Annotated in this window: 24 protein-coding genes and 1 tRNA gene; 9 read left to right on the forward strand and 16 right to left on the reverse strand. The window is 65.1% G+C overall.

Translation table 11 applies throughout. The features are described from left to right. The first annotated feature begins 17 nt into the window (after nt 1-17). From AC1C2N_RS11925 to AC1C2N_RS11940, 4 genes are all read left to right on the forward strand, one after another. The gene (locus AC1C2N_RS11925) at nt 18-386 is read left to right on the forward strand and encodes a BlaI/MecI/CopY family transcriptional regulator (protein ID WP_483404326.1); all 369 of its coding nucleotides are present in this window, start codon (nt 18-20) and stop codon (nt 384-386) included. A 20-nt stretch (nt 387-406) separates the two neighbouring features. Beyond that, entirely contained in the window at nt 407-1,345 is a 939-nt protein-coding gene (locus AC1C2N_RS11930; RefSeq protein ID WP_483404967.1) for a M56 family metallopeptidase, read from the forward strand. A gap of 19 nt (nt 1,346-1,364) precedes the next feature. Continuing rightward, nucleotides 1,365-2,039 (forward strand): DedA family protein, encoded by a 675-nt coding sequence (locus AC1C2N_RS11935; protein ID WP_483404327.1) that lies wholly within the window; start codon nt 1,365-1,367, stop codon nt 2,037-2,039. An 84-nt stretch (nt 2,040-2,123) separates the two neighbouring features. After that, complete coding sequence (locus tag AC1C2N_RS11940) at nt 2,124-3,131, forward strand: App1 family protein phosphatidate phosphatase (RefSeq protein WP_483404968.1); 1,008 nt, start codon at nt 2,124-2,126, stop codon at nt 3,129-3,131. A 34-nt stretch (nt 3,132-3,165) separates the two neighbouring features. On the opposite strand, the gene AC1C2N_RS11945 is transcribed toward AC1C2N_RS11940, so the two are convergent. Then, the gene (locus tag AC1C2N_RS11945) at nt 3,166-3,879 is read right to left on the reverse strand and encodes an SOS response-associated peptidase (protein ID WP_495434103.1); all 714 of its coding nucleotides are present in this window, start codon (nt 3,877-3,879) and stop codon (nt 3,166-3,168) included. 90 nt (nt 3,880-3,969) lie between these two features. Here AC1C2N_RS11945 and AC1C2N_RS11950 point away from each other — a divergent pair, with 90 nt between their 5' ends. Together AC1C2N_RS11950 and AC1C2N_RS11955 are read left to right on the forward strand one after the other, a co-directional pair. Continuing rightward, nucleotides 3,970-5,097, forward strand: a complete 1,128-nt coding sequence (locus AC1C2N_RS11950) for a winged helix DNA-binding domain-containing protein (RefSeq protein ID WP_495434104.1) — start codon at nt 3,970-3,972, stop codon at nt 5,095-5,097. Next, entirely contained in the window at nt 5,097-6,155 is a 1,059-nt protein-coding gene (locus AC1C2N_RS11955) for an FUSC family protein (protein ID WP_495434105.1), read from the forward strand. The genes AC1C2N_RS11950 and AC1C2N_RS11955 overlap by 1 nt, the downstream gene beginning before the upstream one ends. A 13-nt stretch (nt 6,156-6,168) precedes the next feature. Here AC1C2N_RS11955 and AC1C2N_RS11960 read toward each other — a convergent pair whose 3' ends face one another. Continuing rightward, nucleotides 6,169-7,224 (reverse strand): glycoside hydrolase family 3 N-terminal domain-containing protein, encoded by a 1,056-nt coding sequence (locus AC1C2N_RS11960; RefSeq protein ID WP_495434106.1) that lies wholly within the window; start codon nt 7,222-7,224, stop codon nt 6,169-6,171. Next, nucleotides 7,221-8,267, reverse strand: coding sequence for a zinc-binding dehydrogenase (locus tag AC1C2N_RS11965; protein WP_495434107.1), 1,047 nt, complete (start codon nt 8,265-8,267; stop codon nt 7,221-7,223). Before AC1C2N_RS11965 ends, AC1C2N_RS11960 begins: the two co-directional genes overlap by 4 nt. Nucleotides 8,268-8,352: 85 nt before the next feature. Between AC1C2N_RS11965 and AC1C2N_RS11970 the strand changes: the two genes are divergently transcribed. Together AC1C2N_RS11970 and AC1C2N_RS11975 are read left to right on the forward strand one after the other, a co-directional pair. After that, nucleotides 8,353-9,123: a trimeric intracellular cation channel family protein gene (locus tag AC1C2N_RS11970; RefSeq protein WP_483404333.1), complete on the forward strand. Its 771-nt coding sequence runs from the start codon at nt 8,353-8,355 to the stop codon at nt 9,121-9,123. Nucleotides 9,124-9,188: 65 nt separating this feature from the next. After that, the gene (locus tag AC1C2N_RS11975) at nt 9,189-9,779 is read left to right on the forward strand and encodes an NADPH-dependent FMN reductase (protein ID WP_495434108.1); all 591 of its coding nucleotides are present in this window, start codon (nt 9,189-9,191) and stop codon (nt 9,777-9,779) included. Between the two features lie 7 nt (nt 9,780-9,786). Here the strand turns inward: AC1C2N_RS11975 and AC1C2N_RS11980 are convergent, their stop codons facing one another. From AC1C2N_RS11980 to AC1C2N_RS11990, 3 genes are all read right to left on the reverse strand, one after another. Next, nucleotides 9,787-10,194, reverse strand: coding sequence for a YchJ family protein (locus AC1C2N_RS11980; protein ID WP_495434109.1), 408 nt, complete (start codon nt 10,192-10,194; stop codon nt 9,787-9,789). A gap of 309 nt (nt 10,195-10,503) precedes the next feature. After that, on the reverse strand, nt 10,504-11,490 hold the full coding sequence (locus AC1C2N_RS11985) for an aldo/keto reductase (protein WP_495434110.1): 987 nt from the start codon (nt 11,488-11,490) through the stop codon (nt 10,504-10,506). Between the two features lie 2 nt (nt 11,491-11,492). Then, nucleotides 11,493-11,651, reverse strand: a complete 159-nt coding sequence (locus AC1C2N_RS11990; protein WP_483404337.1) for a hypothetical protein — start codon at nt 11,649-11,651, stop codon at nt 11,493-11,495. Nucleotides 11,652-11,887: 236 nt separating this feature from the next. Between AC1C2N_RS11990 and AC1C2N_RS11995 the strand changes: the two genes are divergently transcribed. Beyond that, complete coding sequence (locus AC1C2N_RS11995; protein ID WP_495434111.1) at nt 11,888-15,049, forward strand: M14 family metallopeptidase; 3,162 nt, start codon at nt 11,888-11,890, stop codon at nt 15,047-15,049. Between the two features lie 67 nt (nt 15,050-15,116). Here AC1C2N_RS11995 and AC1C2N_RS12000 read toward each other — a convergent pair. From AC1C2N_RS12000 to rplU, 10 genes are all read right to left on the reverse strand, one after another. After that, nucleotides 15,117-15,192 (reverse strand) — tRNA-Ala (locus AC1C2N_RS12000). An 85-nt stretch (nt 15,193-15,277) separates the two neighbouring features. Then, complete coding sequence (rsfS, locus tag AC1C2N_RS12005; RefSeq protein WP_483404339.1) at nt 15,278-15,655, reverse strand: ribosome silencing factor; 378 nt, start codon at nt 15,653-15,655, stop codon at nt 15,278-15,280. Nucleotides 15,656-15,677: 22 nt separating this feature from the next. Beyond that, entirely contained in the window at nt 15,678-16,961 is a 1,284-nt protein-coding gene (locus AC1C2N_RS12010; protein ID WP_495434112.1) for a hypothetical protein, read from the reverse strand. Beyond that, nucleotides 16,958-17,557, reverse strand: a complete 600-nt coding sequence (gene nadD / locus AC1C2N_RS12015; protein ID WP_483404341.1) for a nicotinate-nucleotide adenylyltransferase — start codon at nt 17,555-17,557, stop codon at nt 16,958-16,960. Before nadD ends, AC1C2N_RS12010 begins: the two co-directional genes overlap by 4 nt. 7 nt (nt 17,558-17,564) lie before the next feature. Then, a complete protein-coding gene (locus tag AC1C2N_RS12020; protein WP_108391231.1) occupies nt 17,565-17,762 on the reverse strand; it encodes a hypothetical protein in 198 nt (65 codons plus the stop codon). Between the two features lie 53 nt (nt 17,763-17,815). Continuing rightward, nucleotides 17,816-19,129, reverse strand: coding sequence for a glutamate-5-semialdehyde dehydrogenase (locus AC1C2N_RS12025; RefSeq protein WP_483404342.1), 1,314 nt, complete (start codon nt 19,127-19,129; stop codon nt 17,816-17,818). Nucleotides 19,130-19,139: 10 nt separating this feature from the next. Then, complete coding sequence (gene proB, locus AC1C2N_RS12030; RefSeq protein WP_495434113.1) at nt 19,140-19,949, reverse strand: glutamate 5-kinase; 810 nt, start codon at nt 19,947-19,949, stop codon at nt 19,140-19,142. Nucleotides 19,950-19,952: 3 nt separating this feature from the next. Beyond that, nucleotides 19,953-21,509 carry a GTPase ObgE gene (gene obgE, locus AC1C2N_RS12035; RefSeq protein ID WP_483404344.1) on the reverse strand — a complete coding sequence of 519 codons (1,557 nt, stop codon included), beginning with the start codon at nt 21,507-21,509 and terminating at the stop codon, nt 19,953-19,955. An 86-nt stretch (nt 21,510-21,595) separates the two neighbouring features. Continuing rightward, the gene (rpmA, locus tag AC1C2N_RS12040; RefSeq protein ID WP_108391235.1) at nt 21,596-21,856 is read right to left on the reverse strand and encodes a 50S ribosomal protein L27; all 261 of its coding nucleotides are present in this window, start codon (nt 21,854-21,856) and stop codon (nt 21,596-21,598) included. An 18-nt stretch (nt 21,857-21,874) separates the two neighbouring features. After that, on the reverse strand, nt 21,875-22,183 hold the full coding sequence (gene rplU / locus AC1C2N_RS12045; protein WP_108391236.1) for a 50S ribosomal protein L21: 309 nt from the start codon (nt 22,181-22,183) through the stop codon (nt 21,875-21,877). Nucleotides 22,184-22,202: the final 19 nt, after the last annotated feature.

The raw sequence follows: 22,202 nt of genomic DNA on the forward strand, positions 1-22,202 counted from the left end.
TGGGGTATTCTTGTGCAATGGCAACCCTGGGTGAACTCGAACGATCGGTGATGGATGTGCTGTGGAGCACAAACGACTCACTCAGCGCGAACGACCTCCGCGACAGCCTCGACTCCGGGACAGGCGCACGGGAAGTCGCGGTGACGACGGTACTGACCGTGCTGTCACGACTTGAGAACAAGGGGTTCGTCGAGCGCGACCGTTCGACCCGACCTCACCTCTATCGATCGGTCACGTCGAGGGCTGAGCACACCGCCGACCTCATGCACGAGGTGCTCGGCACGGCCAACGACCGCGAAGCCGCCCTCGCACGCTTCGTCGGCCAGGTCACCCCGGAAGAGGCCGAGACGCTGCGCGCGCTTCTCGGTGGGGCTCGCACGTCCTGACACTAAACTCGGTCGACGTGATGCTCACCGCCTCCGTCGTGCTCGCCGCACTGGCCCTCACGCTCGCGTGGCCGGTACCCCTGGCGCTCTCACGGGCGCGGTGGACTGCCCGCGCCCCCGGCACCGCCCTCGTGCTCTGGCAATCGATCGCCCTCGCCGGAGGCCTGTCCATGATCGGGTCGCTGGTCACGTACGGTCTCATCCCGTTCGGCGACAATCTCATCGATGGCGGCATCCGCCTCATCAACCATCTGTTCGCCGGGACCCTGCCGACAGGTGCGACGCTCCCCCAGATGTTCGCCCTGTGCCTCGCCGTTCTCCTCACCGGGCACCTGCTCCTGAGCCTCGTGCTCACCACGGTGAGGAGCGAGCGCCAGCGCAAGCGCCACCTCTCGCTCGTGAACCTGCTGAGCGCACCTCTGGAGGGAAACCCCGGCACCCGGGTGATCGACCACCCCTCTCCCGTTGCGTACTGCCTGGCCGGGACAAGCAGCTCCGTCACCGTACTGTCCGAGGGCCTGCTCGCCCTGCTGGATCACGACCAGCTGCGGGCTGTCATTGCGCACGAACGAGCTCACCTCGCGCAGCAGCACCACCTGGTCCTCATCGCCTTCAAGTCGTGGCACAGCGCACTCCCGTGGTTCCCCATCGCCAATCGTGCGGAGAACGCCGTCGCACTTCTCGTTGAAATGCTCGCCGACGACCAGGCCCGCAGGGCCACGGACGACCGCACACTTGCCACCGCCATCGCGCTCGTTGGGTCAGGGGCGGTGAGCGATCCCCTCGCTCCCGAACTCGCCTGGGCGAATCGCGGCGAGATCGAACCTGGCCTGATCGGCCCGCGGGTCGCGAGGCTCGTGAACCCGCAGCCGCCGCTGCGGCTCGGCGCGCGGGTCTGCGTCCTCACCGGAGCCATCGCCCTTCTCGTAATTCCGACCGTGCTGCTGGTACTCATCTAGGTCCCATAGGCTCAGCATCGTGAATGAGTTCCTCACCTGGCTGCTCGACCTCGTGCAAAGCGTTGACCCTGTCCTTCGGACGGTTCTCGCGGGCACGGCGATCATGCTCGAAACCAGTGTTCTCGTCGGTCTCATTGTTCCCGGCGACACCGTCGTCATTGTGGCGAGCACAGGGGTGGCGAGCCCTGCTCAGTTCGTTGGACTCATCGCCGCGGTACTGATCGGCTCCATCATCGGGGAGTCCATCGGCTTCGCGCTCGGACGCTTCTTCGGACCCCGAATCCGGGCGAGCCGTCTCGGCAGGAAGATCGGCGATCGCCAGTGGGTCCGGGCGGAGAATTACCTCGACAGGCGAGGGGGCATCGCCGTCTTTATTTCACGCTTTCTTCCCGTGCTGCACTCGCTCATCCCCCTCACGGTCGGGATGAGTGCCATGTCGTATCGCCGATTCATCAGCTGGACCATTCCCGCCTGCCTGGTGTGGTCGATCGCATACGTGTCGGTCGGCTCGGCGGCGGCCGGCACCTACAGACAGCTCGCCGACCAGCTGCACTACGCCGGCTACATCTTCGTGGCGATCATCGCGGCGTTCCTGGTTGTCGCATACATCGTCAAGCGCCTCCTGAAACGCTCGGAGGAACGCCACATGAGCCGCCCGGGTGACGGCGACCCCGCAACGCGCGAAAGCGACTGAACCGACATGCGCACCAACGATCGTCACCGGACATGCCAGACTGATCGGGTGCACTCACTCGAACAGCCCGGCAGGGCCACCCCAATGTCGGCTCTGAGGCTGCACCGGGCAGCGCGAATTGACGACGCATTCCTGGACTGGCGTGCCCGCAGGGGCCGCCGGAATGGGCTGCAGGCCACCGTGATCCCATACACCGGCTACGGCTCAACCACCTGGGTCCGTGTTCTCGCGCGCGTTCTGCTGACCAAGCCTGAGCTTGCCCAGACCGCAGCACCCGCACAGCGTGTTCGTGGCTGGCGGAGCTTCACGAGTATTCCGGTGGTGGCTGCACAGGTCACTGTTACCGTCGGCGACCAGACACACGTCGTGCAGGCAGACAGGGGCGGCGTCGTCGACGCGAGGATCCCCGTCGAGCTTGAACCAGGGTGGCAGCAGATCACGTTGCAGACAGAGGACTCCCGGCCGGTTATCGAAAACGTGTTTGTGGTGGCGCCGACTATCCGATTCGGGGTCATCTCCGACATCGACGATACGGTCATGGTCACGGCACTCCCCCGCCCCTTCGTCGCGGCCTGGAACACGTTCGTCCTCGACGAGCACGCGCGTACTCCCGTTCCCGGAATGGCCGTCTTCCTCGAGCGCCTGTTGCGCGACCACGAGGGCGCCCCCATCATCTACCTGTCGACCGGCGCGTGGAACGTGGCTCCCACACTCTCCCGCTTCCTCACCAGGCACCTGTACCCGACCGGAGCATTGCTCCTCACGGACTGGGGTCCGACGGCCGACCGCATCTTCAGGAGCGGGCGGGCCCATAAGGCGGACAATCTCCGCCGGCTCGCCGATGAATTCCCCGACATCAAGTGGCTCCTCGTCGGAGACGACGGACAGCACGACGAAGTTATCTACGGCGAGTTCTCCACTGAGCACCCGGAGAACGTCGCCGCCGTCGCCATCCGTCAGCTGTCACCAAGCCAGGCTGTTCTCGCCGGTGGTCGTTCCAAGCCAGAGGAACATGAGTCTCGTGCCCCCTGGGTGTACGCACCAGATGGCGCGGGGCTTCTCGGGCAGCTCGAGGAACGCGGGCTGGCCTAGCCAGCGCAGCCCTCCGGCACTCCGTTCGGAGAGACTAGAGTTCGACGGAATCCAGTTCAATGGGCTCGACCAGTTCGGGACCGTCGTTCCTGACACTGTTGACGGCCTTCGAGACCGGGTGGTACCCCAGCTCGTGCGCCACGTCGAACGATGATTCGTCGAGAAGCGTGAGCAGCTCGCCCGGCGCGAGTTCGCTGCCGAGCCAGGCGTCGAACCGGTCGGGCGTCAGGCACGCGGGCATACGATCGTGCACCTCACCCGGAGCGACGTGCGCGTCCCGGGTAATGATCGCCATCGACAACCGCCAGTAATCGGGGTCGCCCTGGTCTTTCGACCGATCGGGCCATGCCCGGATGATGCCGGCCATCGCAAGGTCGGATTTCTCGCCCGAGATGAAGTACGGCTGCTTGCCACCGTTCTGAAGCTGCCATTCGTAGTAACCGGATGCCGGCACGATGCATCGGTGAGCCGCGAACGCGCCCTTGAACAGACCATTGGTGGCGACCGTTTCGATGCGAGCGTTGATGATCGGCTTTCCGCCTCCGAAAGTAGGAGACGACGGCGAGACGATTCCCCACCTGACGAGGTCGAGTTCTCTCTCCCCACTCCGCTCACGGACGACGGGAACCGAGTCGGTGGGAGCCACGTTCCAGGAGGGCCGCCACTCGGGCGCGGGCCTGCCCGTCGTTGTCATGAACTCCCGAATGAGATCATCGGTGTCTTTGTTCATCGCAAATCGTCCGCACATGATCCCATTGTCGCCCAGTCGACCGACAGCGTGGCCGTGTCCGGGCACGACCTGTGCCTGGGTAGCGCCCGGGTGGGCGAGAATCGGAGTATGGGACGTTCGTGGAAGCAGTCGGATATCGCGCCGCTGCGGCTGCGCGCCCAGGAGATCCTCGCAGCACCCGAACGGAAACCAGCTGCCGCTGTCGAGGCCATGACGGCGATGCAGGGGCAGGATCTGCCTGGCACCCTCTGGGCGATCGGCCTTCGCACCGCCGGCAGCACGGAGGCGGATGTGCGGGATGCCTTTGACACGGGGGCCATCATCCGGAGCTGGCCCATGCGCGGAACCCTTCACGCACTCACCCCTGGCACCCTCCGGATGCTCCTCCCCCTGTCCCGTGACCGGCTCGTGACCTCACTCCGTGCCCGCCACCGCGAACTCGGCATCGATGCCACCGACATCACGGATGCCGCCAGGGCTGCAGAGGCCGCGCTGTCCACCGGGTCCGGGCGGCTTTCCCGCACAGAACTCTTTGCCGCTTTCGAGGCTGCCGGCCAGTCGACCGCTGGCCAGCGCGGCAGCCACCTCGCGTTCATGCTCGCTCAGTCCGGATTGCTCTGTCTCGGCCCGTTCCTCGGTAAGGAACAGGCGTTCGTCCTGCTCGACGATTGGGCACCGATGACCGCAGCGCTGCCGGACCGTGAGGAGGCACTCGCCACCGTGGCTCTCCGTTACTTCCGGTCGCACGGACCGGCGACGGTCGCCGATTTCGCCTGGTGGGCCCGGCTGACGCTGGCGGACGCGCGCGCAGCCGCGGCAGCCATCACCGACCAGCTCAGCGTCCTCGATGTCGACGACACAGACTATTTCATGGCGCCCGAGGTCATGGAACACAGCGCACGGGCGGAGCGGTCGGTGCGCGTGCTCCCTGGCTTCGACGAGCTCCTGCTCGGCTATACCGATCGCTCCGCCGTCCTTGATGCCCGCTATTCCGCGCTCATCGTCCCCGGCAACAACGGTGTTTTCAAGGCCACCGTTGTCGTCAACGGTCACGTCGTCGGCACCTGGCTGCGTCGCGACAAAGCGAAGGCAATCGATGTCACCGCGCAGCTCTTCCAACAGCTGTCGCCGACCCAGGAACGCGGCATGACTACGGCGTTCGAGCAATACGGACGCTTCCGGGGCAAACCGATCGAACTGAAAGTGGTCTCGCTCGAGACCAGCGGTGCACACTGATGCGTTTCTTCCGACTGCCGGCTGCTCTCTCCTCGAGCCGATTGCGCACCGCGAGCCGGGTTCCGCTGCTGCAGGTCGTGAAGACTTCGGTGGCAACGGTGGCCGCGTGGTTCGTGGCCACCCTGGTTCTGCCGTCCGAACTGCCGATCTTCGCGGCGATTGCCGCATTGCTCGTCGTACAGCCGAGCGTCAACCAGTCATTCGGTAAAGCGATTGAGCGGAGCGTCGGCGTGATCGCCGGCGTCATCATCGCCTCGCTCATCGGCCTGCTCTTCAGCGGCCAGAACTGGGTGATCCTCATCGCGATCGTGGTTTCCATCTTCTTCGGCTGGGTCTTCCGCCTCACCCCGGGCTCGGCGAACCAGATTCCGATCAGCGCAATGCTTGTCCTCGCGATCGGCGCCGCCACGCCGGGGTATGCCATCGACCGGATCATCGAAACGCTCATCGGCGCAGCGCTCGGCGTCATCATCAACGTCCTCATCGTTCCTCCCGTTGTACTCGCGCCAGCCGAGCGGGATGTGACACTACTCGCCGGTGAACTGGCGTCGAGTCTCGAGCGCCTCGCCGCAGCGCTTGGCACGCCGCAGACTCAGCAGCAACTCGACTCGCTCATGATCCAGGCCAGGCTCCTGCGTCCGATGCGGGAATCCGCGGAGGCATCCGTTCGCCAGGGTGAAGAGTCGCTCACGCTCAACCCGCGGCAAACTGCTCACCGCACCCGCCTCGAAGACATCCATCGCCTGCTCGACAGGCTCTCACCGATCGTGACGCGCGTGATCGGGATGACGCGGGCGTTCCACGATCACTATGACGCGTCTCTCGTCGAAGAGCCGTCACTGCAGTCAATCGCCATCCAACTCCGCAGGGCGGCACACGATCTCCGACTGCTCACGCGAACCGCCGAAGCGCCGGATGCCGAACCGTCGGTGGACGAGGTCCCCGCGTTGACAGCGCCGCTTCGCATCAGCCGCCCCGAACCTGAACACTGGATGCTGTTCGGCTCGCTGATGGAGGACCTGCGTCGGATCCGTGAGGAGATCGTCGGCGCCGAGTGAAACGCGCCCTGGCTCACCTGATATCGCCAGCCGTCGCGAGCCGAGCCCGCAGCGTGAGAAGTTTTAACGCCGCAGCATCGATGTGCTCGATTGAGAGCCTTCCGGCGTCAACGGCCGCGCTGACCGCCCGCACCAGGCGCGCGGCGTCGATACCGACTTGTTCATGGTCACCGCGGAGCACATAGAGCAGCATCGTCGCCCCGGCGGCGAGGGCACGAACGGCGTTCTCGGCGGCGTCTCGGTACTCCGGCACTCCGCTATCCCTCAGCATGAGCATGTCGTCGGTGATGATGACCCCCTCGAAGCCCAGCCTGTCGCGGAGTATCGAGTGCCACGTGCGGGACAGCGTGGCGGGCTGGTCATCCACCGTCGAATACCTGAGGTGACCCATCATGACGAATTCCGCACCCGCGCGGACGCCGGACCGGAACGGAACGGCATCCGTCTCCTCCCAGGTCGCGAGATCGACCGCGGTCTCGGGGATCGAGGAGTGGGAGTCGCCCGGCGTTCTGCCGTGGCCGGGGAAATGCTTGAGGGTGGAGAACACTCGCCCGCTCTCCCCCGTGACCGCCGCGCTCACGCGCTCAGCGGCCTCGGTGGCGGTGGTTCCGAGCACCCTGTCATACATGAACGACCCGGGCTCGCCGGTGACATCAGCCACGACGCCGAAGTTGACGGAGATACCGGCTTCGGCGAGCAGCGCTGAACGGCCGGCGAACGCCTCCCTCGACTCCCCCGCATCGCGGTGCCTGAGGGTGACCGCCGAGGCGAAGCGGTCGTTGGCGATGCGCCGAACCCGTCCACCCTCCTGGTCGATGCCGATGAGAGGAGGAAAGTCCTCGTCCTCTCGCGCCGCCCGGGCGAGTGACGCAACGTCCGTCAGGCTCGCTCCAATATTGTCCGGCATGAAGATCATGCCGCCCGGCTGGGTGTCGGCGACGAACGAGCGCAGTGCGCCCTCGTCCGTCCCGGGCAGGTGCAACATGAACAGGCTCGCGATCTTGCGGTCACGCGACATCCCGGCCAGCCGCTGTTCCGCGGCTTTTACCGCGCCCGACTCCGCACTCATCGGGCGTCAGGCCTGATGATCGTCACACCGGCGGGACTCTGCCCCTGACTCATCGCGAGCATCGCCGCAGGCGCCTCGTCGAAGCCGATGGTCCGCGTGACGAGGTCCTGTGGTCGGAGCCGACCTGACGCGACCAGGTCCAGCATCCCGGGATACTCCGCCGCGCTCATCCCGTGGCTGCCCATGATCGTGAGCTCACCGGCGATCACGTCGGCCATCGGGATTCGGGGTGGCTGTGCGAAGAGCCCCACCTGCACGTGACGACCGCGCCGCGCGAGCGACCGGATCGCGATGCCCGTCGTGAGTTCGCGGCCGATAGCCTCGAGCGACACCTGCGCGCCGTCACCCGTCAACTCCTTCACTCGCGCAATCACCTCCGCGTCGCTGAGTCCGGCACTGTTCACCGTGTGTTCGGCGCCCGCTGCCTCCGCGACATCGAGAGCCGCACCGGAGACGTCGACGGCCACCACCCGAGCTCCCAGGGCGGCGCCGATCATGACGGCGCTCAGACCGACCCCGCCGCAACCGACGACAACGACCCACTCGCCCTTACTCACGGAGGCCTGCGTCGCGAGGGCGCGATACGATGTCGCAAAACGGCAGCCCAGAATCGCAGCAGCACCGGCGTCGAGTGTCTCGGGGACCTCGATCAGGTTGACGTCAGCCGACGTGATGGCGACGCGTTCGGCATACGAGCCCCAGTGCGTGAATCCCGGCTGGGTCTGATTCCGGCACACCTGCGCATGGCCTGCACGGCATTCGGCGCAGGCGCCGCACGCGCAGACGAACGGAACAGTGACGCGCTGGCCCGGCCTGAACCGCGAGACGGAATTGCCGACGCTCACGATCCTGCCGACGAACTCGTGACCGGGCACATGAGGAAGCGAGACGCCGCCGTCGTGTCCTTCCCACGCGTGGATGTCGCTCCGACAGAGCCCTGTCGCCTCAACGGCAATGACAGCGCCGTCAGGGGTCGGCACCGGGTCCGACACCTCCTCGACCGTCGGTTCGCGAAGAAAGGAGTCGTAGTACACGGCGCGCATCAGGCAAGTATCCCCCACCCGTGCTCGGCTACGCTTGAACGAGCCGGATCAGGAGAGCCGGTTGCGGCTTGGCCGGAAGGACGGCATGGACACGACGACTGAGACCGTCAACGAGATTATGCGGTTCGTCGATCTGGGCGGCGTGCTCGCCAACGCGATCCTCGGTGGGATTGCCGCACGATCGGCCAGGCTCGACATCGTCGGCTTCGTGATCCTCGCTGTGATGAGCGGGCTCGGCGGCGGAATCATTCGCGACACGCTGCTGCAGCAGGGACCGCCGGTAGCCCTCACTGATCCCGCCTACCTGGTGATCGCCATCGCCGGTGCCGTCATCGCCTTCTTCGTCCCCTTCCGCGGACAATGGTCCAATCGCACGCTTGTTCTCGTCGATGCACTCGCTGTCGGATTCTGGGCCGCCGCGGGCGCCCAAAAAACGCTCGACGCGGGTCTCGGCTGGCTGCCCGCCGTCGTGATGGGCATCATCACAGCGGTCGGCGGCGGTGCCGTTCGCGACATCCTGCTGCTCCGCATCCCTCGGATCTTCGGCGGGAACACCCTGTATGCGACGAGCGCACTTGTATCGAGCGTTGAGATGGTCGTGCTCTCGAAGCTCGGCATGCCGACCCTCGGTTCCGCGGTTGCGCTCACCAGCGGAGCCGTGCTCTCCCTCCTCGCCAGGCGATTTGGCTGGACGCTCCCCACCGAGGCCCGCGTACCGACCCCGCGACTGGTGACCGAGTTCCGTCGGCGCCGGCGCGCCGCCCGTGAACGGCACAATCCCGATACCACGGGCGCTGGGCCCGACCAGGGACAGGACGGCGAAGGGACTCTGGACAGCCCACCGGCGCGGTCATAGCCTGAGGGCGTCCGGGCGGGTGCCGTGAGACACGCGCCAGAGAATCCCCGGGAAAGAGTTTCATCATGGCCACGATCCACGAGCACGAACCGCCCTATTCAGTGGGCTATCTCATCGGAAGTCTGGCGACGGCATCCATCAACAGGAAACTCGCCGGTGCGCTTGTCGCCCTCGCTCCCCCCGAGCTTGAGATGCGGGAGATTCCGATCGGAAATCTGCCCCTGTACAGCTATGACCACGATGCGGATTACCCGCAGGTGGCGCGCGACTTCAAAGCCGCCATCGCGAGTGTCGATGCTGTGCTCTTCGTCACTCCCGAGTACAACCGGTCGATTCCTGGGGCGCTCAAGAATGCGATCGACTGGGCGAGCCGTCCGTGGGGTGACAACTCGTTCACGCACAAGCCCTCAGCGGTGATCGGCGGTTCGATCGGCGCGATCGGAACCGCCGTGGCGCAGCAGCATCTCCGCAGCGTGCTCAGCTTCTGCAATTCGCCGCAGATGAACGCGCCAGAGGCCTACCTCCAGATCACGCCGGGGCTCATCGCTGAGGACGGTTCAATCACCAACGATGGCACCACCCAGTTCCTGACCGAATGGATGCACGACTTTTACGAGTTCATCACCCGGGTGCTGACCGTCGTGCCGAGGAGCTGAATCCGGATCAGTTGACGGCGTCCACGTAGAACCAGCGCCGGTTGTCCCTGACGAAGCGACTCACCTCGTGTTGCTCGCTCCGGCCGTCCGCTCCCTTGGAGAAGGCCCGGAATTCGACGGTACCTTCCGCGTCGAGGGGGCCGCCCCGACGGCGGTCCAGAATGTCGAGCCGATACCAGGTCAGGCCGGCATCGAGTTCGAGTTCGCCGGGACGGGTCGACGGATGCCACGTCGCGAGCAAGTAGGCGGCGTCGCCGACCGCGAAGGCCGAGAACCGGGACCGCATCAGTGCCTCGGCTGTCGGTGCCACGGCAGCGCCGGAATGGTATCGGCCGCAACACGCGCCGTAGGTCTCACCGCTCAGGCAGGGACAGCGCTGGTCGGCGGCAAGCGGGCTGGTTCCGGAAGAAGTCACCCCACAATTATCCGGCCCCAGTCTGCAAGACACCGGCGGGGTGCTGGGCCAGGCCCGGTTTAGATCGCGAAGCGAGCCCCCGCGACGACCGCAAAGACACGATCCGTGAACCTCCGGAGCAACCCGCACGCGAGCCGGCCGGTGTTACCCCACCCCGCATTAAGGAAAGCTAACAGCGGCGGCGTGCGATGATCGCGGCATGCGGACGCTGGCCAGGATCGGCTCGTGTATGTGGCTCGACTATCTCGAAGCCCGCAGCGGCCAGCTCATCATGCATCAGCGGGACCGGCCAGTGATGGGTGGGTCAACTCAAAGACCGACGGCAGCCATGCCGGCGTCGTCGTACCGGTTGCCGGCGACGCCGATCCGATCCACAAGCCGGTTGAGGTCGGCAAGATCGTCAGCTGACAACGCGACCGATGTCGCTCCGGCATTCTCGTCGAGACGCTCGCGTCGCCGCGTGCCAGGGATGGGAACGATGAACGGATGCTGCGCCAACAGCCAGGCCAAGGCGACCTGGGCTGGTGTCGCGTCTCGGTTCACGGCCAGCTCGCGAACATGATCGACGATGGACTGATTTGCACGCAGGTTCTCGGCCTCGAATCGCGGCACCCGGGCGCGGATCTCGTCAGCGGCGAACGTGGCATCCGCTGCAACCGTTCCGGTAAGGAACCCCTTCCCAAGCGGACTGAACGGGACGAATCCGATGCCGAGCTCGCTGCAGACGGGCAGGACCTCCGGCTCAGGGTCGCGCGTCCACAGGGAGTACTCGCTCTGCACCGCGGTGACCGGGGTCACGGCGTGGGCGCGGCGAATCGTTGCAGCGCTGGCTTCCGAAAGCCCAAAGTGCTTGACCTTACCCTCTCGGATAAGTTCGCCGACCGTGCCGGCGACGTCTTCGATGGGCACGTTCGGATCAACGCGGTGCTGGTAGAGCAGATCGAGGGAATCGACGCCGAGCCGCTTCAGAGACCCTTCGGCGGCACGACGAATGTTTTCCGGTCTTGAGTCCACGCCCTGTGAGCGACCGTCGACCAGGTTGAACCCAAACTTGGTGGCGATGGTGACGCGATCGCGGATCGGCGCGATTGCTTCGCCAACGAGCTCCTCGTTGTCGTACGGGCCGTAGACCTCTGCAGTGTCGATGAACGTGACTCCGTGCTCGACGGCGTAACGGAGAACGTCGATCATGTCGTCGCGGTCGCCAGGATTGGGGCCGTAGCTCTGCGACATCCCCATCGCTCCGAAACCGATGGCGGATACTTCCAGGCCCTGTCCGAGAATTCTGTTGTGCATGATCACTCCTTCGTGTCAGCGGTATTCAGATGAACGTCGATCGGTGGTCGCGCTGACAGCGCCCCGCGCCCATACTTGGCGCGCAAGGCAAAGTCGTTCTCAGCCTTGTCGTCGTCAGTGCGCGTGAACGAGTCGTCCTTCGTTACTCCTCCAGCGACCATACGTCCTTCACCGCGAATCTGTGTTCCTCGGTGGTGATCACGTGTTGGGGAGCCGATCGGTGGAGCCGGCGCTGATGGAAGAGACGCACGCCGTCTTCGACTCGATCGAGTTGACACCTCCCTTGACGAGCACGCGTCGGAGGGCACAAGATGAGGATCACTCGCGCTACGCCACCCCCCGGGAAGGACCGCTCGAAGACCCCGGAACCCCGGCACCGCGCCACAAAGGAGTGCGCATGTTCCGCAAGCTTGCCGTCGCCACCAGCGCCGCATTGATCGTCACGATGCTCGTCTCCACGCCAAGCATGGCGAGCCCTCCGCCTCCGCAGGCAGACCAGGACCGCATGGCGGTGTACACCGGCACGGTGAGCGTCGAGGATCTGGCCGCCATCGTCGAGCTGGGTGTCGACCGTCAGGAGCTGGTGACGACGCCCAACGGCGCGGCACCCGGCCAAGTGGACGTGCAGGTCATCCTGAGCGGCGATCAGGCCGCGCAGCTTGCCGAGGGAGGCACGACGCTCGAGGTGAAGACGCCGTCGGCGAAGCGTCGGTCCTTGGATGCAGCCGACGGCGTGTTCCGCACCTACAGCGGCGAGGGCGGCATCCTCGAGGAGCTCATGACACTGGCGGCAGCCAACCCGAAGATTGCCGAGTTCCGTGTGATCGGGCAGACCGTGAACGGCCAGGACATCGGCGCGGTGCGCCTCACGAAGAACGTCGCGAAGACCAAGGACGGCAAGCGCCCCGCCACGGTGTACGTCGGCGCGCAGCACGCGCGCGAATGGATCACGCCCGAGATGGTCCGGCGATTGCTCAACTACTATGTCGATTCCTACGGGAGCGACCCGCGCATCAAGGGCATCGTCGACGACACAGAGCTGTGGTTCGTGCCTGTCGCCAACCCCGACGGCTACGACTTCACCTTCACCGAGGGCCAGCGACTCTGGCGCAAGAACCTTCGCGATAACAACGGAGACGGCCAGATCACGGTCGGCGATGGGGTGGACCTCAACCGCAACTACCCCACCCGCTGGGGTTACGACAACGAGGGCTCCTCACCCGACCCGGCAAGCGAGACCTACCGTGGGACCGCGCCCGCATCGGAACCCGAGACGCAGGCGCTCGACGCGCTGTTCGCGAAGGTCACACCGCAGTTCCTCGTGAATTACCACTCGGCCGCGGAGCTGCTGCTGCACGGTATCGGCTGGCAGGTCTCGACGCCGTCGCCGGATGACGTGATCTACGAAGCGATGGTGGGCGACGACGCGACGCCCGCGATCGCCGGCTACGACCCCGACATCTCCGCGGAGCTGTACACGACCAACGGCGATACCGATTCGCACGCCCAGGAGGCGTACGGAGTTCTCGGCTTCACACCCGAGATGGGCACTTGTGAGTCCGTATCCGACTTGTATGACGATGACGAGTGGAACTCCGAAGACTGCGAGAGCGGCTTCAACTTCCCCGACGACGAGGGGCTCATCCAGGCCGAATTCGAGAAGAATATCCCCTTCGCACTGGCCGTGGCGGAATCTGCCAAGGACCCGAACGACCCCGTCTCGGTTGTAGGCCGTGATGCTGAGGACTTCCGCGTCGACAGCTTCTCGGTCTCTTACGGCGACCCGCAGACCGTGGCCGTCTGGGCAAAACGGGACTTGCTCGCGAAGGTGATGACCTACCGCATAAACGGCGGACCCCTGCGGATCTCGCCGGTGAAGGAGTGGAAGGGCGGCGAGCGGTACGGCGACGAGAACGTCGACTACTACGGCGAGTATCGCGGAACCGTGAAGGGCGCGAAGGCGGGCGACAGCGTCGAGGTCTGGTTCTCGGGGCTGCCGTCGGCGCGCGACATCATCAAGAACCGCGCGCTGAAGAAGATCAGCAGTGAGCACTTCACCTACCAGGTGGCGCACGACACTGGCAATTCGGTGCTGATCATCGCCAACGAGGACTACACGGGCGTGAACCCCGAAGCCACTCCAAGCGGTGCCGGCCCGAAATACCTCGACGCACATGTCGCGGCATTCGAGGCGAACGGCGTCACGCCGGATGTATGGGACGTCGACGCGAACGGCGTGCCGCACGACCTCGGTGTGCTGAGCCACTACGACGCGGTGTTCTGGTACCTCGGCGACAACCGGCTCACCCAGGACCCGGAGGACGCGATAACCCAGACGTACTTCGGAGACCTCGAGGACGCCTCCGTGGCGGAGCGGCAGCAATACCTGACACTCGCTGTGCGGGACTACCTCAACGAAGGGGGCAAGCTCGCTCTGGCGGGTGAGACGGCCGCCTACTACGGGCAGTTCGGCGGAGCGCTGGGTGGGATTTACTACGGTCTGGACGGTGCGCCGGATCAGGATTGCGTCGTCACGTCGGACCCATACTCGGATTGCCTGCTGCTGGCCGACGACTTCACCCAGTATTGGCTGGGAGCGTACAACCGCACTCCCGTCGGAGCCGACGGCGTGACGGGGACGGCTGAACCGCTCGATGGGATCGAGGCACTCTTCGGGGGACCGGCGACGGAGGACAATCCGGTCGATGAGGCCGGCGCGTTCACCGTGACGAGCGACGTGCTCCCCGTTGAGCAGTTCCCGCAGTTCGAGAGCTGGGCGGTCGCGCAGTACCAGAACCCATCGGGGCCGTTCATCCCCATCGAAGGACTCTGGTCCATGTTCGCCGCGCACATCGATGACGGCTATCAGCGACTGAGCCGGACATTCTCAGTGCCGGAACTGGGGGTCGGTGAAACAGCGACCTTCGACGCGCAGTTCTCGTACGCGACGGAGTTCGGCTACGACAACGTCATCGTCGAGGCTCGACCGGCAGGCACTGAGGACTGGACGACGCTTCCCGATCTGGGCGGCGCCACCACCACCGATGTTCCGGCGGAGTGCGAGGCGGAGTTCTACGTCGAAGAACACCCGCAGCTGGAGCACTACCTCACTGTTGGGGACCCGTGCGAGCCGACCGGAACCACCGGCGAATGGAACGCCTTCACGGGTTCGTCCGGCGGCTGGATTCCGGTGTCCTTCGACCTCAGCGCATACGCGGGGCAGGACGTCGAGGTCGTGATCAGCTACGTCACCGACGGCTTCACTGGCGACACGGGGCTCATGGTGGACGACACGAAGTTCGTGCTGAACGGCGAGGCGACGGAACCGGAAGGCTTCGAAGAGGAGGACGTCTCACCCTGGAGTGTCCTCGCCGCCCCGGAGGGGAGTCCCGACAACAGCGGTCAGTTCGAACGGTATACGGGAGAGGGTCCGTTCATCAGCTCGACAGCCACGTCCGACTCGCTGCTGTTCGGATTCGGCCTCGAACAGCTGGAGTCGGACACCGCCCGATCGGAGGTCGTCGCGCGGATACTCACCCACCTGGGCCGTGCTGAATAAAAAAGAAACACTCTAAAGCCCACGCCAAAGAAAAGAACCCCTGAGAACTTATTGTTCTCAGGGGTTTTGGTGGATCTGAGGGGATTCGAACCCCTGACCCCCTGCATGCCATGCAGGTGCGCTACCAGCTGCGCCACAGACCCATTTCGGCCGCTTCGATCGCTCGAAGCAACCTGTTTAGATTACTACACAATCCGAAATGTTCCGAATCGAGCGGCAACCCGGGGGCTACTCAGCCGAGGCTCGCACCGGCTCAGCGATAGGAATGACCGGGCAGTCCTTCCAGAGGCGCTCGAGCGAGTAGTACAGTCGCTCTTCCTCGTGGAAGACGTGCACGACGAGGTCGCCGAAGTCGATGAGGATCCAGCGGCCTTCGGAGCGGCCCTCACGCCGAAGCGTCTTGTGGCCTGCTGCGTTGAGCTGGTCCTCGATCTCACCGGCGACCGCCATGACGTTGCGCTCATTGCGACCCGTCGCGATGAAGAAGATGTCGACAAACGGCAACGGCTCGGAGACGTCAAGGGCGACGAGGTCCTCGGCACCCTTGTCCTGCGCTGCCGCTACGGCGATGTTCAGTTGTTCGATGGTTGATTCACGTGCTGTCACTGGGAAGTGGCCTTTCTGGGGGCTATCGCGACTGGAAAGCGCCGGCCGCGATACCGACGATGATGACCGACAGCACGGCGACAGCCAGCACGCCGGCGGTGATCGCCAGAATGAGGAGGAGTCGATTGCTGCGGGCAGGAGCTGGAGGGGTAATCACATCGCGCGTAGCGGTGTGTGTCGACACAGCGCGGCTGGCGGAGACCGGTGTCCCCGCAGTGGCCGGCCGTGCTTCGTCTTCTTCGTCGAACATCGAATCGATGTCGGACCTGTCGAAGCCACTCGGGTGTTTGCCCGTGGAGCCTGTGCCGGTCGAGATGTCGATCGAGCCGGTGATAACAACGCCGCCCTGTGCCGTGAGCGGTCCGGTGAAGGGGTCCCCTGTCGGCATGGATGGCAAGATCAGCGAGCTGGTCCCGACGCCGTTGCCGGCTTCCTCGAGGCCGCGGGCGATGATCTGGTCGAAGGGCTGCTCGAGTTCGGTGTCGATCTCGCTGAGGACGGGAGCCGGGCGTTCGCTAACCGCTTCACCGAAGTTACTCGCGAGCTGCGGCTCGTCGTCATCGTTGGTGTCCGACGCCGAGCTGTCTTCCGAGTCATCATCGACGATCGGGAGGCCGAACGACGTGCGCTTCTTTGCCGGGGCCTCGTCGTCACTCTCACTGACAACGACAATTCCCGGAGTCTCGTGGTCGACCACACCGGCCCGGGCAGCGGATGCCGGAACGAACGACGGCAGGCGGGACGACTTTGGCGCTCCCCCCGACTGGTCTGATGCTGCGGCCTTGCGAGCCCGAGGCTTCCGGTCCGGTCTGGCATCCGCATCGTCGTCGACCGCATCGTCGTCGACTGGAGCGCTGTCTACTGGCGCACTCTCTACTGGAACGCTGTCTACTGCCTCGTCGTCTACCTGCTCGTTGTCGACCGCGTCATTCTCGACGTGCTCGTGCTCGGCAGGCTTGTTGCTCGCGGGCGCTTTCCCACCAGGCCGGGCATCGCCGGGTTCGACGAGTGGCGGAATGATGGTGACGGATGCCGTCCGCACGCGTTCGAGGTCACGCGCCTGGCGCCGGGTCAGCTGCGACCCTTCGGCTGCGGCGCGCTCAAGCGCTGCAACTTCCTCCGTCGTCAACGACGGTTCGGCGCGGGCCTCGGGCTGCGAGCCGGACACGTCGGGTATCGCCCCACCTGACATGGGAGTCGTGGTGGAGACGCGACGTGATTTCGTTTCGGGGGTCACGTCTGTCGTTCGCTGCTGCTCACGCAGCTGGCGACGAGAGAGCGGTTGCTCGTCGGGCAGCGGGGTCATGCAATACTCCGATACAGGTGGTGTTTGGTGATGTACTGAACGACACCGTCGGGAACCAAATACCAGACCGGGAATCCCCGGCTCACCCGGCTCCGACAGTCGGTCGACGATATCGCCAGGGCCGGAACTTCCAACAAGCTTACGTCTTGAGGCGGTAATCCCGAAACGCTGAGCGGATGTCCCGGTCGACTCACAGCCACGAAGTGGGCGAGAGACCAGAGCTCCTCGACGTCTTTCCAGTTAAAAATCTGGGCAACGGCATCCGCACCGGTGATGAAGAACAGTTCAGCATCGGGGCGGTTCCGGTGGATGTCGCGAAGCGTGTCGATCGTGTAGGTCGTGCCTTCGCGGTCGACATCGACCCGGCTGACGGTGAACCTGGGGTTCGACGCAGTCGCGATGACCGTCATGAGATAACGGTGCTCGGGCGGGGTGACGACGTTCTTGTGCCACGGCCTGCCCGTCGGCACGAAGATGACCTCGTCGAGGTCGAACGACTGGGCAACCTCACTGGCGGCGACCAGGTGGCCGTTGTGGATGGGATCGAATGTTCCACCCATGACGCCTACTCGTGGCCGGCGCGACGCGACTGCCATTGTGGGGCTAGTGACCGTGTCCGGGTTCTGCCGCGGCTTGTCCCGAGGCCTTCGCGCTGTGGCGGTTTGCGACATCGCGGTAGCTGAACGTCGCGACGCCGAGGAAGATGAAAACAATGAGAGCAATGACGCCGTACATCCAGGTGGGCATAGGCAGCTCCACGTGTGATACTGCTTCGGCGAGAAGGGTCGTCGCATACGACATGTGTGCTCCATTCAGTTCCGGCGGGGTGGCCACGCCACCATTCAGTCTAACGACTATCCGCGCACCTGACCGGTACCCCGGACCGTCCACTTCGTGCTTGTCAGTTCGGAGACACCCATCGGGCCCCTGGCGTGGAGCTTCTGCGTTGAAATTCCCACCTCTGCGCCGAAGCCGAACTCACCACCGTCGGTAAACCGCGTCGACGCGTTCACCATCACCACAGCTGAGTCCACTTCAGCCAGGAACCGCTCGGCGTTCGACACACTCTCGGTGATGATCGATTCGGTGTGCCCTGTGGAGTACTGGCTGATGTGGTCGATTGCCTCGTCGAGGTCGTCCACGACCCTGACAGAGATGTCGAGGCTCATGTGCTCCGTTGCCCAGTCCTCCTCCGTCGCAACGAGGGCATCCGGCCAGATGGCACGCGTCGCATCGTCGGCGTGGATGGTGACCCCGGATTCCGTCAACCTGGCGAGAACGCCGGGCAGCAGCCGGTCAGCGGCTGCAGCGTGCACCAGAACGGTCTCGACGGCGTTGCACACGCTCGGCCGCTGCACCTTGGCGTTGTGCACGATGTCCGTTGCCCAGTCCTCCCGAGCCGACTCGTCGAGGTAGATGTGGACGACGCCAGCCCCGGTTTCGATCACAGGAACCCGCGACTCGGTCACGACCGCCTGGATGAGTGATGCACTCCCCCGCGGAACGAGAACGTCGACGAGGCCGCGCGCCTGCATCAGCCGCGTCGCGCCGTCCCGACCGAACTCATCGATGGTCTGCGCGGCGCCCGACGGCAGACCGACCGAGCCGAGGGCATCCTGAATGACCTCAACGAGCCTTCCGTTCGTGTTCTCCGCAGCGGAACCGCCGCGCAGAACCACAGCGTTACCGCTCTTGATCGCGAGTGCAGCGATGTCGATAGTGACGTTGGGCCGCGCCTCGTAAATCGCCCCGACGACACCGAACGGCACCCGGATCTGATCGATGCGCACACCGTTGGGCAGGCGTGATCCTCGCACGCTCTGTCCGATCGGGTCGGTCAGTGCCATGATTTCGCGGATCGCCACAGCGAGGGCATCCAGTCGGCTCTCGTCCAGGCGCAGCCTGTCCAGCAGCCCGACGGCGAGACCGTTTGCGCGTCCGTTCTCGAGGTCCTTCGCGTTCGCGGCGAGGATCTTCTCGCTTGCCTGGGAGAGCCCGACGGCCATCGCTTCGAGGGCGGCGTTTTTCAGATCACCGGATGCCGTTGCCAGCACGCGGGATGCGTCGCGTGCTCGGAGGAGGCGCTCGTCGAACGACACCCCGTGGCCGGGATCGGCGAGTGAGCTCGCGGTGGACGAAGCAATGTCTACGGCAGCGGTGTCGGTCATAAGACCGATATTAGCCAGCCGCGGGCGTACGTTCGACCCGTTCGGCCGGCACGAACCACGTTCCGACGGCTTCACCGTTCAAAGCGCGAGCAACATTGCCCGCCGACGTGATGAGAACACCGGCTCCCGCATCGGCGGCGAGCCGGGCCGCTGACACCTTGGTGGAGGCTCCCCCGGTCCCGACGCCGACAGCGCCGGCGCCCCCGAACGTGACACCGGTGAGGGCGTCTCCGCGCTCCACCCGGCTGATCGGTTCGGCGCCGGCCTCAGCTGGCGGCTTCGTGTAGAGCGCATCCACGTCGCTGAGCAGCACCAGCGCGTCGGCGTTGATGAGGATCGACACGAGCGCGGCGAGCCGATCGTTGTCACCGAAACGGATCTCGTGGGTTGCCACTGTGTCGTTTTCGTTGACGATGGGAAGGATCCGGAGCGCGAGCAACCGCTCCATGGCGCGCTGGGCGTTCGACCGGTGAGCATCGTTCTCGAGGTCACCAGCGGTGAGCAGCACCTGCCCGGCCACGATGTCATAGCGGTCGAGGCTGTCCTGGTAGCGGTAGATGAGCACGTTCTGCCCCACCGCAGCGGCGGCCTGCTGGGTGGCGAGGTCGACCGGCCGGTTGGTGAGCGCCAGGTACGGCATCCCGGTCGCTATTGCGCCGCTCGAGACGAGGACAATCTCGGCACCCCGCCCGTGGGCAGTAGCGAGCGCGTCGACGAGCGGCGCAATCTGGTCGGCGTTGTCACCGCTGATCGACGATGAGCCCACCTTGACGACTACCCGCCTGGCCGAAGCCAGGTCGGACCGATCAGCTACCGCCATGACCTATTTTTCTCCCTCGGCACTGGCTGCTTCTGCGGCCGCACGTTCTTCTTCTTCGTACTGGTCACGCCACAGCCCGGCTTCCCGTTCGCGGACCATCTCGGCACGCGCTTCGGTTTTCGCGTCCATCCGCTCGAAGTACTCCTCGCGGCGCTGGTTGCGGGTCGGGCGGTTGTTCGCGTCGAGCCTGGCATCGAGTCCACGAGGGGTCGTGATCATCTCGGCGGACGAGGTCAGCGTCGGCTCCCAGTCGAAGACCACACCATTGTCTGAACCGATGATGACCGTGGATCCACCGACGGCGCCGGCCTTGAACAGGCCGTCTTCGACGCCGAGCTTCGCGAGGCGGTCGGCGAGGTAACCCACTGCTTCGTCGTTCGTGAAGTCGGTCTGCTGCACCCAGCGCTCGGGCTTGGCGCCGCGCACACGGTAGATGTTGCCGAAGCTGCCACCCTCGACGGTGACCGTGAACTTCGACTCGTCCACGGGACGGGGGCGGATGACGATGCGGGGGTGAGCCGCTTCGTGCTCGGCCTTGGCCTTGCGTTCGGCCTCGACGAGGTCGCCGAGCGCGTAGGAGAGCTGGCGCAGCCCTTCGTGGCTGACCGTCGAGATCTCGAAGACGCGGTATCCGCGGGCTTCGAGCTCCGGCTTGACCAGCTCGGCGAGCTCCTTGCCCTCTGGCACGTCGACCTTGTTGAGCGCGATGAGCTGCGGACGCTCGAGAAGCGGCGTCTGGCCCTCGGGTACCGGGTACGCGCCGAGCTCACCGAGGATGATGTCGAGGTCACTGATCGGGTCACGGCCCGGTTCGAGGGTCGCGCAGTCGAGGACGTGCACGAGGGCTGAGCAGCGCTCAACGTGGCGGAGGAATTCGAGCCCGAGGCCCCTGCCCTCACTCGCGCCCTCGATGAGTCCCGGGACGTCGGCGACGGTGTACCGGATGTCGCCAGCCTGGACAACGCCGAGGTTCGGGTGCAGTGTCGTGAACGGGTAGTCCGCGATCTTGGGCTTGGCCGCGCTCATCGCGGCGATGAGGCTCGACTTTCCGGCTGAGGGGTAACCGACGAGCGCAACGTCAGCGACGACCTTGAGCTCGAGGGTGAACGACCCCTCCTGGCCGAGCGTGCCGAGCAGAGCGAACCCGGGAGCCTTCCGCTTGGTGGTCGAGAGAGCCGCGTTGCCGAGGCCGCCCTGTCCACCCTGCGCGATGACGTAACGGATGCCCGGCTCGGCGAAGTCGATCAGTTCGTTGCCATCGGCGTCCTTGACGACGGTTCCGACCGGGACGGGCAGTTCGAGTTCTTCACCCGTCGTCCCCGCGCGGTGGTCGCCCATGCCTGGGCCACCGTTCGGTGAGCTCCGGTGCGGTGACCGGTGGTAGTTGAGAAGCGTCGTGACCTGCGGGTCAGAAACGAGGACGATGTCGCCACCGTTACCGCCGTTTCCACCATCGGGTCCGGCTAACGGCTTGAACTTCTCCCGACGCACAGACACGCATCCGTTACCGCCGTTTCCAGCACGCAGGTGCAGTGTCACCTGATCGACGAATGTGGCCACGAGAGCCCTCCAAATTAGTTTGTTCTTCTACATAAAAAACTCAGGGGCGAGCCGAAGCTCGCCCCTGAGACACATCGAACTGATGCCTATTCGGCAGCTGCCGTCACGATGTTGATGACCTTACGGCCGCCCTTGGCGCCGAATTCGACAGCTCCTGCCTCGAGGGCGAAGAGCGTGTCGTCACCGCCGCGTCCGACGTTGACGCCGGGGTGGAAGTGCGTGCCGCGCTGGCGAACGATGATCTCGCCTGCTGAGACAACCTGACCGCCAAAGCGCTTCACGCCGAGGCGCTGTGCGTTGGAGTCGCGACCGTTGCGAGTGGAACTCGCGCCCTTTTTGTGTGCCATCTCTGTTCTCCCTCAGGCTTACTTGATGCCGGTGATCTTGACGCGTGTGAGCTCCTGGCGGTGCCCCTGACGCTTCTTGTAACCGGTCTTGTTCTTGAACTTCTGGATGTGAATCTTGGGGCCGCGGAGGTTCTCGATGAACTCAGCCGTGACTGTGACCTTCGCGAGCGACTCGGCGTCAGTGGTGATCTTGTCACCGTCGACGAGAAGAACAGCGGCCAGTTCGACCTTGCCGTCCTTGATGCTCTTGACGCGGTCCATCGTCACAATGGTGCCGACCTCTACCTTTTCCTGCCGACCACCGGCGCGCACTACTGCGTAAACCACTTCTCGTACCTACTTCTCT

The sequence above is a fragment of the Mycetocola sp. Y791 genome (assembly GCF_059445325.1).

Bases quoted from the DNA above. Each gene is read 5' to 3' on its own strand.
- AC1C2N_RS11925 (WP_483404326.1), top strand. From the start codon at position 18: ATGGCAACCCTGGGTGAACTCGAACGATCGGTGATGGATGTGCTGTGG.
- AC1C2N_RS11930 (WP_483404967.1), top strand. From the start codon at position 407: ATGCTCACCGCCTCCGTCGTGCTCGCCGCACTGGCCCTCACGCTCGCG.
- AC1C2N_RS11940 (WP_483404968.1), top strand. From the start codon at position 2,124: ATGTCGGCTCTGAGGCTGCACCGGGCAGCGCGAATTGACGACGCATTC.
- AC1C2N_RS11945 (WP_495434103.1), bottom strand. From the start codon at position 3,879: ATGTGCGGACGATTTGCGATGAACAAAGACACCGATGATCTCATTCGG.
- AC1C2N_RS11950 (WP_495434104.1), top strand. From the start codon at position 3,970: ATGGGACGTTCGTGGAAGCAGTCGGATATCGCGCCGCTGCGGCTGCGC.
- AC1C2N_RS11955 (WP_495434105.1), top strand. From the start codon at position 5,097: ATGCGTTTCTTCCGACTGCCGGCTGCTCTCTCCTCGAGCCGATTGCGC.
- AC1C2N_RS11960 (WP_495434106.1), bottom strand. From the start codon at position 7,224: ATGAGTGCGGAGTCGGGCGCGGTAAAAGCCGCGGAACAGCGGCTGGCC.
- AC1C2N_RS11965 (WP_495434107.1), bottom strand. From the start codon at position 8,267: ATGCGCGCCGTGTACTACGACTCCTTTCTTCGCGAACCGACGGTCGAG.
- AC1C2N_RS11970 (WP_483404333.1), top strand. From the start codon at position 8,353: ATGGACACGACGACTGAGACCGTCAACGAGATTATGCGGTTCGTCGAT.
- AC1C2N_RS11975 (WP_495434108.1), top strand. From the start codon at position 9,189: ATGGCCACGATCCACGAGCACGAACCGCCCTATTCAGTGGGCTATCTC.
- AC1C2N_RS11985 (WP_495434110.1), bottom strand. From the start codon at position 11,490: ATGCACAACAGAATTCTCGGACAGGGCCTGGAAGTATCCGCCATCGGT.
- AC1C2N_RS11990 (WP_483404337.1), bottom strand. From the start codon at position 11,651: ATGGTCGCTGGAGGAGTAACGAAGGACGACTCGTTCACGCGCACTGAC.
- AC1C2N_RS11995 (WP_495434111.1), top strand. From the start codon at position 11,888: ATGTTCCGCAAGCTTGCCGTCGCCACCAGCGCCGCATTGATCGTCACG.
- AC1C2N_RS12010 (WP_495434112.1), bottom strand. From the start codon at position 16,961: ATGACCCCGCTGCCCGACGAGCAACCGCTCTCTCGTCGCCAGCTGCGT.
- nadD (WP_483404341.1), bottom strand. From the start codon at position 17,557: ATGGCAGTCGCGTCGCGCCGGCCACGAGTAGGCGTCATGGGTGGAACA.
- AC1C2N_RS12020 (WP_108391231.1), bottom strand. From the start codon at position 17,762: ATGTCGTATGCGACGACCCTTCTCGCCGAAGCAGTATCACACGTGGAG.
- AC1C2N_RS12025 (WP_483404342.1), bottom strand. From the start codon at position 19,129: ATGACCGACACCGCTGCCGTAGACATTGCTTCGTCCACCGCGAGCTCA.
- proB (WP_495434113.1), bottom strand. From the start codon at position 19,949: ATGGCGGTAGCTGATCGGTCCGACCTGGCTTCGGCCAGGCGGGTAGTC.
- rpmA (WP_108391235.1), bottom strand. From the start codon at position 21,856: ATGGCACACAAAAAGGGCGCGAGTTCCACTCGCAACGGTCGCGACTCC.